This is a genomic window from Paenibacillus sp. FSL H7-0703, from assembly GCF_038003485.1.
Lineage (GTDB): Bacteria > Bacillota > Bacilli > Paenibacillales > Paenibacillaceae > Paenibacillus > Paenibacillus polymyxa_B.
In genome coordinates, this window is record NZ_JBBOPF010000001.1 from 4,547,897 (window position 1) to 4,563,329 (window position 15,433).

Here is a 15,433-nt window from a genome sequence, read left to right on the forward strand (position 1 = left end):
TTTAACGGAGGGCTTATAAGTTTATGAGTGATAACAGGGCTTCTTTTGAGAAAAGTATGAAGATGTACCCAGTCAACAGTATTCGTTCCAATGTCATCATTCTTGTTTTATTACTGTTAGATCTGTTTCTGGTTATCCCCTTAGTGGGAAATCCATACATTGCAGTTTACGTTTATGTACTGTTGCCACCGATTGTTATGATAAACATTTGGGCTCTAGTACTGGTCATCATGCCACGCAAATTGCAGTTGAATTACATTTTATTCCGTGGTGTATTTGGTTTGATTTGTTCTATGGGCTTCATGATCATGACACAAAAGTTTGCTTATGGCATGTTGGGTCTGGATACTTCATGGTATTTTATAGGTTCTTTTGCCCTTTATGGAGTCGCCTTGTATTCCTTTATAAAATATAATTTGGCGAAATTCAAAGATCCTTCAAAACATAAGAAGAAACCAAAAGTTAAGGAAAAAAACAAGAGAGCGCCTGTAGTGACGATCACCACATTTACTGGGGCTGGTTATCTGATAGCTAATGTTTCCCTCGGATTTGCTACACAACAATTAGTTGCCACAGTATTGATCAGTGTATACTCCATGCTGGCATTTGTTCTTTTTCATTTTATTATGGATTTACACCGCTACTATTGGCTTCATAAGCTGAGGAATCAGAATCAAACAACCGATTGAACACAAGAATGGAATTACAAAGTATTACTACTATCAAGAAGTTTTGTAATGAATAATAGCCTGCAAACGCCCCATATATGTAGGGGTTCGCAGGCTTTTTAGGTTGTAGATTTATTTAGTCAACATATTTATTGCCGTCAGCATCAATATAGATGGATTGAACAGCTGTGCGACGGTACGGATAACCTGCCTCTGTGGTGCCGCTAATTTCATAGGTTACAGAATAGATGCCGGGCTTGTCCGCTTTGGATAGCTCTATTTGTCCGGTAGGGTTAACGGTTTTTTGCTGTACCGTCAAACCTTTGGAGGCAGAAGTGACTCCTTGCTGCGGATCACCATAATATTGAACTTGGTAGGTAACTTGTGTAACGCTGTCCGGGGAATCCTGTGGTTTCAGGTTTAGCTTCGGGCCCACTGCATTCAGATTGTATTTTAGCTCTGGAACTTGAACAGCCTGGTAACGTGCAATCAGGAGATATGCTCCTTGATCAGGAACTGTGACGTTCAGTTTATAGGTGCCCGGTTTTGGATTTTGAATGACGGCGTTATGATGCCAGGCACCAGCAAAAATATCGTCATCATAGCCTGCTTTCAGATTAATAATTTCACTAGTACCGTCAGGCTTGGTTAGTTCCAGCTTACTCACACGTTTATCGCTGATCCAGTCCAGATCAATGGATTTGACACCATTTTCAACAGTGAGGGTTTCTGAGGCTTTTCCATTATAATCGCCGCCTCGGATAAAGTAAGAATTATCGATCTCGTTATAGGTGGATTGTACAGCAGAAGCAGTTAGGGAAGAAGCTGAAAGTGCTTCAGTTTCCTGATTCAATGCTGGAGTGTTCGCCTGGAGGTAGGGTTGGATCAGGGAGAAGACGTAAGAACCGGTACGAACCTTGGCATGATCCCAAGATCCGATTTTAACTACACGTCCGCCGGGGAGCTTAGCGTTGTCGACTGTGACCACCCCATCATTTTTACCAAAGGTTGAGAGGTAAAGTCCGCCCAGTATGTAGGAAGCAGTGCCGTCAGACCAGTTATCACCAGCAAACGTGAAGAATGGAATTGTAGTTGCGTTGCTGAGTGCATCGGTCTTGGATCGGAAATACTTCATATAAGATGTTTGTAAAGTGGAGGTACCGGGATTTTGTGAGCCGACGATGTCTGCCAGCCATCCGGCCCAGCTGCTGTAGGCGAGATCTGCAAGTTGTGATCCATGATGGGGACTGCTGAGGGTGATGACACGTTGAACATAAGGAGCGGCTCCGTTATATACGAGAGCGGTTTGAGTATCCACTCCACCTTTGCTGTGGGCGATGATAATGAGCTTTTTTCCAAAGTGGTTACTGATGACCTTGATTTTGTCGGCTAAAAGCTTACCATTGTCCCACATATCCTGGGATGTACCATTTGTATCGTACAGATTAATGGTGGCCGTCTGGTATCCGGCGTCACGTGCGCGATGAAGCATGTCGTTATTATTTTTGGTCCAGACTTCAGCGCTACTGTTCAAACCATGTACGAATAATAATGCAGGTTTGGCAGGATCAACGCGATTAGGTGGTGGGCCTTCTGCCCAGCTTCCGGCGGGATCTTTCGGGGGTTGGGGTGTAGTGGAGCCTGCAAAAGCGCCGACGGGTACAAGGGTAACTGATAACAAAAAAATGAACATTAAAACAGTGATCTTTTTCAAACTGAAAATCCTCCTTTGTAAAATAAAGTATTTTTCAAGCTTATTATACATGCCATCTTGTGGTAAATCATCAATTGTATTTCATATTTACATTAAAATTTTATTTTTTTAGTCATTTTTTAGTCAGGATATCCCTATGATTCATAGCGCATGATAATCTCGTCACACATTTTATAATGTATGGAGGATGAGTTCATGCCAGGAACTAAGAAGGTCATCAGTTTTACGATTTCTGCTGCTTTACTCGCCAGTATGGCTGCTTTGACCGGGTGCGGAAATGCCGATCATAACGTTCGTACGAACAGTACACGCTATAACGCGCAAAGCACACATCATATGGATGGTGTGAACCGTAATGGTATGGATGGTGTGAATCGTTATGGGGTTAAGTCGAATGGTATGGACGGGATGTCATTGAATGAAAATGGCAACCGAACCGGACATCCAGTCCGTAATCTGCAAGTCGATCGCAATTTGTCCAAACGTATATCTGAGATGCCGGATGTAAAGTCTGCGACAGTGCTGGTCGGTGAACGACATGCCTATGTAGCCGTTTCCTTGAAAGACCAAGCCAACGGAACAGGTGTCGGTGCTCCAAGTGTTGACGGTACTCCAAGTGCTAATAGTATTGGACGTAACGGTAATGTACCGAGTGTGAATGGCGTTAATGGCACTAGAGGAAACCGTACTACGGATACTACAACGCCTGGAATGACAGACAATGGAGTTGCCGGAAATGGAGTTACCGGGAATGGAACACCTGCGCGTCGTGATGACGGTTTATTCGGTACGATGGGTACAGGCTCGTATGGTATGTTGCGTGGCTTGGCGAACAACAATGGCACAGATAACAGAAACACCACAATCGAGGGAGCAAGAACTGCATATGAACCAAGTGATGCAGTCAAGAGCCGAATCGCGAATAAAGTTAAGCAATTTGCACCTTCGATTGAACAGGTGTATGTATCGGCTAACCCGGATTTTGTCAAACAAGCCACTGACTTTACACACAGTGTGCAAAATGGTCATCCGATCAGAGGCTTGAGCAATGAAATGGTGGATGTGATTGAACGTGTATTCCCGACCCCGGCGGCTGGTACAAACCGTCCAATGGAAAATACAGCACCCACACGCCCACAAAATCATACGCCCGCGCCGATGAATCATCGCTAATTCAAACCCTATAAGTGTGTGCAATGCCAAAGAAAGAGCTATCCATCTCAGCGAATACGCTGGTGGATAGCTCTTTAGTTTTGGGGAATGATAACTATAACTGAATTATTTGCGCAATCCTTTAATCCATACGCCTTGCAGCTTTAACTCTCCATCCAGTAACAGGATATCTGCTTGTTTACCTGCTTCTAGCGAACCTGTACGATCAGCAATGTGCAAGGATCGAGCCGGATTCAGGCTGGCCATTTGTGATGCCGCGGGAATACTCATACCCACATGTTGAACCAAATAGCGGAAGCCTTCAATCATCGTTAGTGTGCTTCCTGCCAAAGTGACCCCATCCTCCAGTCGCGCTACACCGCCCTGCACGATCACCGGCAAATCGCCGAGCGTATATTTCCCGTCTTCCAGACCAGTAGCAGACATGGCATCTGTGATGAGAATGAGATTATGATCCTGCTTTAACCTAGCGAGCAAGGAAATGGCGGCGGGATGCACATGAATGCCGTCCGCGATGATTTCTGCTTCAATGCGCGGATCAGCAAGTACGGCTCCAGCGGCTCCCGGCTTGCGATGATGCAGCGGAGTCATAGCATTAAACGCATGCACCGCATGGTTCAGCCCCGCCGTCGCTGCCTGTTCAACCTCTTCATACGTAGCATCTGTATGACCTAGAGCCGCGGTAATGCCATGGCTGCAAAGCCATGCAATCAGTTCCAGCGCTCCTTCCCGTTCGGGCGCAAGCGTGAGCTGGCGAACAAGGCCTGGATAGCGCTGCTCCCATTCTGCCACCCATGAGAGATTCGGTGGCACGATATGTTCTGGGTTTTGCGCTCCAGGCCAGTTCGGACTGATGAACGGCCCTTCCAGATGTACGCCCTCCAACTGAGCATAGGGCATAGGTAGTGCCATATAAGCGTGAACTTCACTCAATACTCGGTCAATCTGTTCCTTGGGCGCGGTCATGGTGGTAGCCAGCATGGCCGTCGTTCCTTGTGAACCGTGAAAGGAGGTGATCGTATCCAGCACCTTTGGACTGGAGTCCATAAAGTCCTCACCGTTACCGCCGTGAACATGAATATCAATAAAGCCTGGTAGCAGATAGCCTCCTTCCAGACGCACAATTTTTACCGTTCTCGCTGCACTTTCTTCCTGATTTGCCAAGACTACCGCTGTCCAATCGGCGGGCAAATTTCCCTCGGAACCAGCATAAACAATGGTCTGCCCCTCAATGACGACAACTCCTTTTTCAATGATGTCATTTCCAACGACAACTTGCCCATACAGTAGCTGGGGTACGTTACCACTCATTTCATCTGACTTCAATTGAACCATCCTCCCGCTTTCTGATCCAGTAAAATAAGTACGTTGGGGTGACATTGCAGCAAAGAAGCCGGACACTCAGTCGTGACAGGTCCAGTTAAAGCCTGCTTTATAATGTCGGCCTTATCCGCACCAAAAGCCACCAGTATAATTTGCTTCGCCTTAAGAATCGTGCCTACTCCCATCGTAACTGCTTGCCTGGGTACAGCATCTATATCGCCAAAAAATCGAGCATTCGCCGAGCGCGTACTTTCTTTCAAATCTACAACATGTGTTCCTCCAGCCAAACTGTGACGGGGTTCGTTAAAGCCGATATGCCCATTATGACCAATGCCAAGCAACTGCAGATCCACGGGGCCATGATCCAGAATAGCCTGCTCGTGCGCTGCACATTCTGCTGCCAGATCTAGTGCATTCCCGTCAGGAACGCGTGTATGGGATATCGGAATGTCGATATGCTGGAACAAGTGCTCATTCATAAAGCTTCGATAGCTCTGCGGATGTTTTGGGGAAAGACCAACATACTCATCAAGATTCACAGAATAGGCTCGTGCAAAACTGACCTGTCCCTTGCGGTACATATCTACAAGATGTTGGTAAATGCCAATCGGCGTACTACCGGTGGCCAGGCCAAGCATGGCCTGTGGTTTGGATAGCAGCAAGCTGGCGATCACAGCGGCGGCAGTAGCGTTCAGGTCCTCACGGCTGTTCAAAATGCGTATGTTCATCTTAGTGACCCCCTGGTTGTTTTTTGAGCTTGCTCACTTGTTGATATGAACCTTCCAATCTCGGAATATATTTGTCAAAATCCGCGCTCACCATACCTGTAAACAGAATATCTATAATATGAAGCTGGGCGATGCGAGAGGCCATATCCCCACGTCGCATTCCTTCCTCCAATGAAGAGGAAAATAGCGCAATATCCGCAAGGCCTGCCAGCGTATTGTTTTCGAAGGAGGTTAGGGATAGTGTCTTGGCCCCCTGTTCCTTTGCACAGCGTAGAGCCGCAATGGTCTCCTGGGTTTCCCCTGAATAAGAGACGGCAAAGGCGACATCTTCCGCTCCGAGCGAGGAGGCAGAGGTGATCTGCATATGGGAATCTGCAAAGGCAGTGCTGTTCTTGCCAATACGGATGAGCTTCTGGTAAAAATCCTGGGCCACTATCGACGATGTCGCCATGCCATAAAGATCAATGCGGCTCGTGGCTGACAGCCATGCAATGGCCTGCTCCAGCTTGTCGAAATCCAGCAGTCGGGTCGTGTCTGCAATGGATGCGGTATGGTTCGCCTGAATAGCCTGCACGATTCGGGAAAGTGAATTTCCGGCGACAATATCCTGATAGGATTCTTCACCATTACGGTTGGAATGAGACAACTCGGCGGCCAGTTTCATTTTGAAATCGGGATAGCCTTTAAAATGTAGTGATTTGCAAAACCGCGTAACGGTCGCCGCACTTACACCACAACGCTCTGACAGCTCCCGAATACCCAGATGCAGCACATCTTCCGGGGATTGCAGGATGGATTCCGCCAGCTTGCGCTCCTGTACGGGAAGCTGCTCCAGTCTATGGGCTAATGTATGAAGAATGGGGGACATGAGCTGTGCTCCTTTGGCTGTAGAGTGTTTATGTGAAAATAAGTATCGTATATAATGGGAATATAAAGAAAAACATTTTCACGTGTATTGTAAAATAATTCTGCTGCTCATGCAAGAGATGTGAGAAGAATTTTTATTAGATTTTGCGAAAAAATAGCCAGCGAAAATTGTAGAAGTTATCATACATTAATTTACATATTGCGAGTTTTACTTACAAAACAACCTATTGACTTGTCTCTTCATTGGAGGAGTATAATTGAATAAAGTTCCAGTGAAGGAATTTTTCTAGGAGCTTTCTTTGCAGAGGGCATCGTTGGGTGGAACGAACAGAATCTCATTCACAAGGAGGAGTTTGCTATGCAAAGCCAAGTGATTGAAATGATCAGCGCGGTTAAGGAAGATCCTGAACTGGTCGCTAACCTGGATGGACATTCGGACATTATTCATGATGCGGGACTGGATTCGTTGCAGTTGGTTCATTTCATGCTGCAAGTGGAGGATGCGTTTGATGTGGAGATTGATTTTGATTCCTTTGAGCTAGAGCATTTGAGCTCGGTAGATGCGTTTTGCAGCTACATTCAGGGGATCAGCGATGCGGAACAAGCGCCGCATCTGGAGGGAATGGAGACGGTCTGACGTACAGCTAGGTACATGTGCCTGAAAATCCATTAAACGAGGTGTTAGCATGCAGCCCAAAAGCAATGTGCTGATTGATGAGAAAGCGTTCAAGCTCATCAAGCGTAACCTGAAAAACGCTTCTGTATCTTACCGTAACGCCACACAGGACCCTACTTTCAAAACGGACATGCCCCAGACGATCGGCATTAAGCTGACTAACCGCTGCAACCTGAGATGTACACACTGCTTTGAATGGAACGAGGAAGGCTACCATCACCAAATGGATAAAGAAGAACAAAACATGGATCTTGCTCCGGACATGCTCCGGCAAATTTTGAGCGAAACCAAGGAAGCCAAGTCCAGACTGTACATGTGGGGCGGCGAACCGATGTTTCATCGACGTTTTGATGAAATTTTGGACGTGCTGGCGGAAGATCGGCGCGAAATGACCTTTTGTACAAATGGGTTACTTATTGATAAATATTTGGACCGGATTTTGGATTTGTCCGAAAATCTGGAGTTATTAATAGCGATTGAAGGTTTTGAAAGAGAACACGATTTAATCCGCGGTAAAGGCACTTTTCAAAAAACAATGCGGCAGATGGATAAGCTGATTGAACTGCGCGACCAGGGATTGTACAAGGGACGGGTGACTGTCCATGCGGTCATTAACGATAACATGATCGGACGGATGTACGAATTTCTGCAAATGCTGGAGGACAAAAGGCTGGATCTGGTGCTGCTGACGTTCCCCTGGTACATTTCCAAAGAAACCTCCCTCAAAATGGATGAATATTTTACACGTAATTTCTCCTGGCTCCGACAACTTGAAGAAAAAAATATTAGTAGCTGGCATGCTTTCAAATATAAAATCAACCCGGATAACATCGATCCTCTGATGCAGGAACTACAGCGGATCAATGAGCGAGTATGGAACATTCGCGTGCGCTATCAGCCCGGTTTGGATTATGAGGAAATTGATAAATTTATCCATGGCGAGGAAATGGTCAGCCGTTGTTCCAATCATTGTTTGGCGCTCACCTCCAGAACAGATATTTTACCAGACGGGAAGGTCATGCCTTGCAAATTTTTCAGTGAATTCACGATTGGAAGCATGCGTGAGCATAGTCTGAAGGAGATATGGAACTCGGATGCGTATGAGAAAACTCGTCAAAAGATTAATCATGAAGGATTGACTCCGGTGTGCTCCAAATGCAGCGTATTGTATCTGCATGGGGCAGGCTCTCTGAAGTACATTTAGTTTTCTATGGATGTTGTTTGTTACTGGATGGAAGAGAGAGGGATGATGACAAGACGTGACGACTAAAACTATTAACCTTGTGGAAGCGCTTGCGCATGAACGAGACCATGGAGTCCTGATTTGGCTGTTTAATATCGGCGCAGAGCAAGTGTGGCATCCATCCCCCCGCAAGGGGGGCATGGTAGACCGGGATGAACAGCAGGTCGTAAACCGGATGGAGGAAATGAATCTCCTGCTATGTCGAAGTCAGGATGTCATTGTACTTCGGGAACAGCCGGATGAGGCGTTTCTGGACATGCTTCAACGGTTGGGCTTTAGCCTGCCGCGTATTGAGGTGCCGGAGCCTTCTGATCCCCTTACGCCGATTTCAGAGCTGGTGCTGGCGGATGAGGCGCTTTTGGCACGACTGCGTACGGTTGCAGATGCAGGCCACAGCAGCAGCGGAGCCAAAGCGTGGCTCGTCCCCTATGCGGTCACACCGCAGGAGGAAGCGATCGCGGAGCTTTGCGGGCTGGAGCTGATCGGCGCTCCATCCGCGGTCAGTGCTCAGGTGAATGATAAAATATTCAGCCGCCTGACCGCGCAAAAGCTTGGTTTTGCTGTCAGCGAAGGCGCTGTATGTGCAGACGAATCGGCGATCCGCAGGGAGTGTGCCAGACTGGCTGACTTATCGGATGGACCTGTGAAGCTGATTATCAAGCAGCCGCACGGTGCCTCGGGACAAGGCATGTATATGCTGGACGAGCTGTCCAAGCTGGACACGCTGCTGAGTGTGATGAGGCGCTTTGGCGGCTCGTCGCCATCTTCCGGCGGCTGGCTGGTGGAGCGCTGGCACAATAAGCAGATGGATCTGAACTACCAGCTCTGCATTGACGAGGGCGGTGGTGTGACGATGTTTTCGCTAAAAAGACAAAACGTGGATGGCACCGTATATATCGGATCTCAAGTGCCGGCTGAGATTGGCGATGCGCTGGAGGAAGAAGTGAGACGCTGCGCCTACCAGCTGGGTACGTATCTCTATTCTATTGGGTATACGGGAATGGCCTCTATTGACGGTTTTGTTGACGAAGAAGGTTTGCTGGTTCCAGTTATTGAGATTAACGGTAGGTTTACGTTGTCTACCTATATTTCATTCCTGTCATCCGTCCTGGGAGAACAGCATAAAACATTATCCCGTTATTACCGCAACGTTACTGCTACACCTCTCACCTACAGCCGCTTGTGCGGGTTGCTCGCAGAGGAGGGCTTGCTCTATACGCCCGAACGTCCAGAAGGGGTGTTTGTGTATACGGCGGGTACATTGTCTGGTATTCCTGTGAAGCGGGGCTATGTGAACCGAATTTTCACACTTATTTTGGCAGACAGCTGGCAGGAAGCTGATGCGTATGCGCACAAATTGGAAGGTATCATTGCTGGATTAGGATGCTCATAAATTGGAGGGAATCAAAAATGAAAACAGATGTATACCATGTAGTACCCTTGCTGGAAAAGATTTTGAAGCTGGCTCCGGGAGAGCTGGAACAGTTGACTCCGGATCAGGATCTGCGAACCTTGGGGCTGAATTCCTTATCGGCTGTGGAATTAATTGTAGAGTTGGAAAATGAGCTTGATATTACGATGGAGGACGACGATCTAGTGCTGGAGCATCTATCTACACTGCAAGGCATTGAGCGTCTGCTGGGCAAATATGCATAAGGGCGCCGAAAAGGCAAGGTTGATGCAGGGATCCGATATGGAGACTCGTCATGATTCCGTTGTGGACTATGGTGCAGAAGAAGTGGCAAACGCTCTTCCAGGGAAACATTGTGTATATTCTTCCCTGCGTACCTCATTGCGGAGGTACGGGGTGAACATGGCCGAATCCGAGCTATTCATGCTGTGTGGGAGTATGTGCGCAGAGTACGGTGGAGATTTGAAGCGCTTCGGACCTGAGAAATATCCAGAGCAGCTTCAAGAAATGGCAGCCAGTGGCGGACCTGTTATTCGGGTGGAACCGTGGGTCGCTGGTGTCAGCGATGAAACCGACCTGTTGCGGGTACTCACATCGGGCTACGGTACCATGCTGCATACGTCGAGCACCGCTTTAACCTATCACGATGTATATGTGAAAAATTACCCAAGGGGCCACGTGATTGAGTTGTGCGGGTTGGACTTGCAAGAACGGACAGCACAGGTGAATGATAGCTTCCTGCTCGATTCCTCGGGACATGCCATGACTTATGTAGGCTCAGCTCGGCTCGACGATCTGTTGCAGGGCATTATTGAGTATGCATGGCTGGTGGAGCAGCCTGCCCCGCTTTCGCCAAGTGAGATGCATGCTGCGTGTGCTCATCATATTCGACAGTATTTGACTGGACACGAAGCCATCTGGAGAGGCGTACCTACGTCTAATGAGTCGGAAAATCAAACGGGGAAAGCTGTAACAGGCAAACAGGTCAAGCGGGGAGATGAGGGGTACCGGGCATTTGTCGGTGACTTCCGTCTGTTGGCAGACATGGAGGATCAGGATTTTCGGACGTACTGTCATGAAATCTATTACAATCTGCGATTGGGCAGTGCCCTTCATTTGACGGATTATACAGCTGATTATTGCTTGCTGCATCAAGCCACGCTGGGGCCACAAACACAGCACGTAATTGAATTGGCACAGGGGCTGTACGCGGATTGGCACAAGCTTAATCTGCATATTTACAAAACAGGGCTTCAACTGCGCAAGCATCGGATGCCTGAGATTACGGAACGAGCTTTGCATTTAATTGAAAGACAGCGGCATATGCTGGAGGAACTGATGATTTTAGCAGAGCAAGCAGCCGAGTAGTTCAGAGCACTCGGCCTTATCAGGCACGTTCATCCAGGGGTTACGCGCAGAGGAAAGAGGAGGGGAATTGATTGCCGTCCATTACATTAAACCAATTGTCGAAAACATTTACGTACTACAAAAAGGAGCCGGGCGTGCGCAAATCGTTACAAAACTTGTTCAGGCGTCAGCAGCTGACCAAAGAGGCTGTACAAAATGTCAGCTTTAGCATTGAGGAAGGCGAAATTGTCGGATTTCTCGGTCCAAATGGAGCGGGCAAAACAACGACGCTCAAAATGCTGTCTGGCATTCTCCATCCCACGGACGGGGAGGCATCAGTACTCGGCTTTACCCCGTGGAAACGACAAAAAGAGTTTAAACGTCAGTTTTCCATTGTAATGGGACAGAAAAACCAGCTCTGGTGGGATTTGCCTGCAAGCGAGTCATTCGAGCTGAACAAGCTTATCTATGAAATCGATGACAACCGTTACAAAGAGACGCTGGATGAACTGGTCACCCTGCTTGGGGTGGAGGAGCAGCTTCATGTGCAGGTTCGGCGGCTGTCTCTCGGCGAGCGTATGAAAATGGAACTGATCGCCGCGCTGCTGCATCGTCCACGGGTCATTTTGCTGGATGAGCCGACCATCGGACTGGACCTTGTTTCTCAGCGGCGGATTCGAGAGTTTTTCAAAGCCTATAACCGCACGCACCGGACGACCATCCTGCTGACAAGCCACTACATGAAGGATATTGAGGATTTGTGCAGTAGATCCATCATTATCAGCGGGGGCAGATTGGTCTATGACGGAGACTTACACAAGGTGAATGAGGTCATCGGTGCCCGTAAATTACTTAAGGTTCGACTGGAGACCCCTGTATCCAACCTAACATTGGCGAGCCTCGGCAAACTTCGCTCCAACTCGGAGATGGAGGCGGTATTTGAGCTGGATGCAGAAGATACCTTGGCTTGGTCCAAAAAGATTTTGGACGCACTGCCTGTCGTTGATTTTACGATTGAGGACGTCCCGCTGGAAGAGGGGATAGCCAATTTGTACGATGGGGGCAGGCTGGCCGATGCGAAATAACAAATATGTGAAGGTACTCCAGCTTGGCATGCAAAACGAAATGGAGTATCGGGCTAATTATTGGCTCCAAATGGCGGGATTCATGCTGCCGATCATGACGCAAATTTTTCTCTGGCTAGCTGTATTCGGTTCTTCGGGACAAGCAAGAGTGCTGGGCTACTCTCTGCCAGAAATGCTGGTGTATGTGGTCATGGCGGGAGTAACTGGAAAACTGATTGCTACGGGCTTTGAATACGAAATTGCTACAGATATCAAGGAAGGTGGACTGGCAAAATTCATGGTACAGCCTGTGCATTATTTTGCTTACCGTTTTTGCCGGTTTATCGGAGGCAAAGTCATACAGTCCGCGGTCGTGCTGCTGGCGGCTGCTATTTTGCTGTTATGTCTTAGCCTGGAAGGACAAATCAGCTTCGGGCTATCGTACATCTTGCTTTACATATTGGCGTTGCCGGGAGCGCTTGTGCTTAATTTTGTGGTCTATTATGCGCTGAGCGGCATAGCCTTTTGGGTGACAGAATCGGCGGGGCTATTTTATACACTGTCGCTTGTCATTTACGTAGCTAGCGGTACCGTGTTTCCGCTGACGATTTTTGGAGATGTTTTGGCCCGTCTGTTCAGTCTGCTGCCGTTCAGCTACACTGTATTTTTTCCGGTGAATGCGTTAACGGGCAAGCTGACTTTGCTGGAAGCCGCTAAAGGCATTAGCGTGCAATGGCTCTGGATTGTAGTGCTGGCGGCCGTATCACGCTGGGTGTGGCAAGCCGGGGTCAAACGCTTTGTCTCGGTGGGGGGTTAACATGAAAAATGTTTTCCGAAACGTTTTGCGCTACATCAGACTGTACTGGAAGTTTGTCCAGTTTTCCGTCATGTCGCAGATGGAATACCGCATTAATTTTATAACGGCATTTCTGGTTGAAACAGCTTATTTGCTTATCAAGCTGCTGTACGCATCGGTTCCATACCGCGCCGGGACGGACATTAACGGCTGGTCTCCTGACGCCATATTGTTATATATCGGCGTGTTTACGATGATGAGCGGATTTTATAGTGGATTGTTCTACAGTAATTTTACAAGCCTGCCTGACAAAATTCGTACCGGCTCACTGGATGTGCTCATGACCAAACCCGTATCGCTGCAATTTATGGTGACACTGCGTCAATTTGAGCTGGGCTATACCGTGCCGAATGTAATTGGCGGCGGAATTATGACAGGGATTGGCTGGTATCGACTCGGATTGTCGTTTAATTTTGAAACCGCGGGAGGGTTCTCTGTGCTGCTCGGATGCGGAGTGCTTACGGCATACTCCGTATTTTTGCTCCCCCAACTGCTGGCCTTCTGGATTATCCGCACGAACGGCGTTACGGAGCTGTCCAACAGCATTTTCGAGACAAACTATGTGCCGATGGCCGTGTACAGTAATCTGATTCAGCGTATCGGTTTGTTCGTGCTTCCGGTGTTTGTCATTTGTAATTTTCCGCCCATGTTCATTCTCGGCAAAATGGATACCGGGTTGGTGGTATGGGCATTTCTCGCACCTCTCTGGCTGCTGGCGATCATCCGCCTGATATGGCAGTTTGCTCTACGTGATTATACGAGCGCGAGCCAGTAGCGCTACCGTGTAGTGGGCCAATAATGAAGCAGGAAAGGAAGCGAATCATATGAATGCGATACCGAATCAGCGTCATTTGTATATGGGAACGTTCGAAGCGGAGGCTTACTGGCGGGATGCCCAGTTAGCTTCCCTGCCAGCCCTGCCTGACCGGGCTTCTTCTGCGATTGTAGCAGCCATGGATGAACTGCTGTTCAGCTTTTGCCAGCCAGGAGATGCGTTATTGACCCGTTATGCCATTTCGCCCGTACATCGTCAGTATATCGCGCAGTTGGGCTTTCATCCGGCTGTCAACGAACGAGATTTGACCGACGGAATGGAGCGTGCAGGTAACGTATCAGCCGCTTCAGTATTTGAACTGCTGGGCAGTCGTAAGGCCGATGCTGGAGAGGGGTTTCCTCAACTGGAAGGCTGTGTGCTTAGCCCGTTTGCGGGTTTACCGCATGTGGAGGAGGCTGCACGTGCTTGGGGTATAACACTGCATCAGCCGCCGCTGGAAACGATTCGCAAGGTAAATGCCAAAACGTATTCCTCTGATCTGAAACGCAGTCTCGGTCTGCGCAACCCGGGCTATATTGTGACTTCGTTTGCAGATGTCGCTGAGGCGGGGCGTAAGCTGCTGCGGGATGGAAGCTTTTTAATCAAGGATGATTTTGGTGTATCGGGCAAAGGAAACCTGCACATTACCTCGACACAAATGCTGGACCGGATCGTATCGTATTTGCGTGGACAGGAGCGTAAAGGCAAACAGGTGCTTTTCCTTTTGGAGCCTTTTCAGGAGAAAGAGCAGGATTTTTCATGCCAATTTACGATTGGTGATGATGGAAGTGTCGATATCCTATCTGTACAATGGCTGGCTAATACTCAATTCTCTTATCGGGAATCCTTGTCGCCGGACGTGGCTTTTTTAGAGCGGCTGGAGCGCGAGGGCTATTTTAGCTTAATGCAGGATGTGGGACGGCAATTGTATCAGGATGGTTATTATGGCGATGTATGCATTGATTCCATGACACTTCGTGGTGGGAAGCTGGAGCCTATTATCGAAATTAATGCCAGAAAGTCGATGAGTTTGATCAAGTATCAGCTCGATACCTTTCTGGCCGGGAAAAATATGCGTGGCACGCTGACGAATTATTCACTGTCCCATGATGGCAGTCTATCCTATGAAGAACTGCTGGAAGGGCTGAAAGGTGAAGGATTGTTGTTCACAGGTGAACGGGAAGAAGGTGTCATGCCTCTGGGTGCCAATACATTATATGTGAACACAGGTGGACGAGATGGCGAGAACAAGATTGTGGGCCATACAAGCACGCCAAGCAGAAATGCAACCGGGCGCGGAGGCAGATCGCCTGTCAAGCAGGTTCGTGTGAGCGGGATTGGGGCCAGCGATGGCGGATCAGAAGGGAACGGCATGGCTAAGCCGGACTTGAATGGTAAAAAAGAAACTGCTGGAAGCGAACGGGCACGAGGTAAGGGGCGTCTTTATTTAGAACTGGTTGCTGCGAGCGATGAGGATAAAATGCGATTGACTACAAAGCTGGAGCGTTTTTTGGCAGAGCATCATTTTACAGTGCTGAATTAAACGGGA

Annotated in this window: 15 protein-coding genes; 11 read left to right on the forward strand and 4 right to left on the reverse strand. The window is 48.2% G+C overall.

Annotation, left to right across the window (positions count from 1 at the left end; translation table 11 throughout):
* Window positions 1-23: 23 nt before the first annotated feature.
* Window positions 24-689 carry a hypothetical protein gene (locus MHB46_RS20315; RefSeq protein WP_165179150.1) on the forward strand — a complete coding sequence of 222 codons (666 nt, stop codon included), beginning with the start codon at window positions 24-26 and terminating at the stop codon, window positions 687-689.
* 115 nt (window positions 690-804) lie between these two features.
* On the opposite strand, the gene MHB46_RS20320 is transcribed toward MHB46_RS20315, so the two are convergent.
* Window positions 805-2,382, reverse strand: a complete 1,578-nt coding sequence (locus MHB46_RS20320; RefSeq protein WP_341163229.1) for an esterase/lipase family protein — start codon at window positions 2,380-2,382, stop codon at window positions 805-807.
* Window positions 2,383-2,577: 195 nt separating this feature from the next.
* Here MHB46_RS20320 and MHB46_RS20325 point away from each other — a divergent pair, with 195 nt between their 5' ends.
* Complete coding sequence (locus tag MHB46_RS20325) at window positions 2,578-3,555, forward strand: YhcN/YlaJ family sporulation lipoprotein (protein WP_165179152.1); 978 nt, start codon at window positions 2,578-2,580, stop codon at window positions 3,553-3,555.
* A gap of 105 nt (window positions 3,556-3,660) precedes the next feature.
* Here MHB46_RS20325 and nagA read toward each other — a convergent pair whose 3' ends face one another.
* From nagA to MHB46_RS20340, 3 genes are read right to left on the reverse strand one after another with little or no spacing between them, the layout of a single operon-like run.
* Window positions 3,661-4,881, reverse strand: coding sequence for an N-acetylglucosamine-6-phosphate deacetylase (gene nagA / locus MHB46_RS20330; RefSeq protein WP_341163230.1), 1,221 nt, complete (start codon window positions 4,879-4,881; stop codon window positions 3,661-3,663).
* Window positions 4,878-5,606 (reverse strand): glucosamine-6-phosphate deaminase, encoded by a 729-nt coding sequence (nagB, locus tag MHB46_RS20335; protein ID WP_341163231.1) that lies wholly within the window; start codon window positions 5,604-5,606, stop codon window positions 4,878-4,880. The genes nagA and nagB overlap by 4 nt, the downstream gene beginning before the upstream one ends.
* 1 nt (window position 5,607) lies before the next feature.
* Window positions 5,608-6,474, reverse strand: a complete 867-nt coding sequence (locus tag MHB46_RS20340) for a MurR/RpiR family transcriptional regulator (RefSeq protein WP_341163232.1) — start codon at window positions 6,472-6,474, stop codon at window positions 5,608-5,610.
* Between the two features lie 357 nt (window positions 6,475-6,831).
* Between MHB46_RS20340 and MHB46_RS20345 the strand changes: the two genes are divergently transcribed.
* The 9 genes from MHB46_RS20345 to MHB46_RS20385 all read left to right on the forward strand — a co-directional run bounded on the left by MHB46_RS20345 (window position 6,832) and on the right by MHB46_RS20385 (window position 15,427).
* Window positions 6,832-7,110: an acyl carrier protein gene (locus MHB46_RS20345; protein WP_165179155.1), complete on the forward strand. Its 279-nt coding sequence runs from the start codon at window positions 6,832-6,834 to the stop codon at window positions 7,108-7,110.
* A gap of 49 nt (window positions 7,111-7,159) precedes the next feature.
* Window positions 7,160-8,353, forward strand: a complete 1,194-nt coding sequence (locus MHB46_RS20350) for a radical SAM/SPASM domain-containing protein (RefSeq protein WP_061828875.1) — start codon at window positions 7,160-7,162, stop codon at window positions 8,351-8,353.
* Between the two features lie 55 nt (window positions 8,354-8,408).
* Window positions 8,409-9,785: a peptide ligase PGM1-related protein gene (locus tag MHB46_RS20355; RefSeq protein ID WP_165179156.1), complete on the forward strand. Its 1,377-nt coding sequence runs from the start codon at window positions 8,409-8,411 to the stop codon at window positions 9,783-9,785.
* A 17-nt stretch (window positions 9,786-9,802) separates the two neighbouring features.
* Complete coding sequence (locus tag MHB46_RS20360) at window positions 9,803-10,048, forward strand: acyl carrier protein (protein ID WP_023990061.1); 246 nt, start codon at window positions 9,803-9,805, stop codon at window positions 10,046-10,048.
* Window positions 10,041-11,171: a hypothetical protein gene (locus MHB46_RS20365; protein ID WP_341163233.1), complete on the forward strand. Its 1,131-nt coding sequence runs from the start codon at window positions 10,041-10,043 to the stop codon at window positions 11,169-11,171. The genes MHB46_RS20360 and MHB46_RS20365 overlap by 8 nt, the downstream gene beginning before the upstream one ends.
* A 71-nt stretch (window positions 11,172-11,242) precedes the next feature.
* On the forward strand, window positions 11,243-12,235 hold the full coding sequence (locus tag MHB46_RS20370; RefSeq protein WP_165179158.1) for an ABC transporter ATP-binding protein: 993 nt from the start codon (window positions 11,243-11,245) through the stop codon (window positions 12,233-12,235).
* Entirely contained in the window at window positions 12,225-13,031 is an 807-nt protein-coding gene (locus MHB46_RS20375; RefSeq protein ID WP_165179159.1) for an ABC transporter permease, read from the forward strand. Before MHB46_RS20370 ends, MHB46_RS20375 begins: the two co-directional genes overlap by 11 nt.
* Before the next feature lies 1 nt (window position 13,032).
* Window positions 13,033-13,845 carry an ABC transporter permease gene (locus MHB46_RS20380; protein WP_165179160.1) on the forward strand — a complete coding sequence of 271 codons (813 nt, stop codon included), beginning with the start codon at window positions 13,033-13,035 and terminating at the stop codon, window positions 13,843-13,845.
* Window positions 13,846-13,894: 49 nt separating this feature from the next.
* A complete protein-coding gene (locus tag MHB46_RS20385) occupies window positions 13,895-15,427 on the forward strand; it encodes a hypothetical protein (RefSeq protein ID WP_341163234.1) in 1,533 nt (510 codons plus the stop codon).
* The last annotated feature ends 6 nt before the right edge of the window (window positions 15,428-15,433 follow it).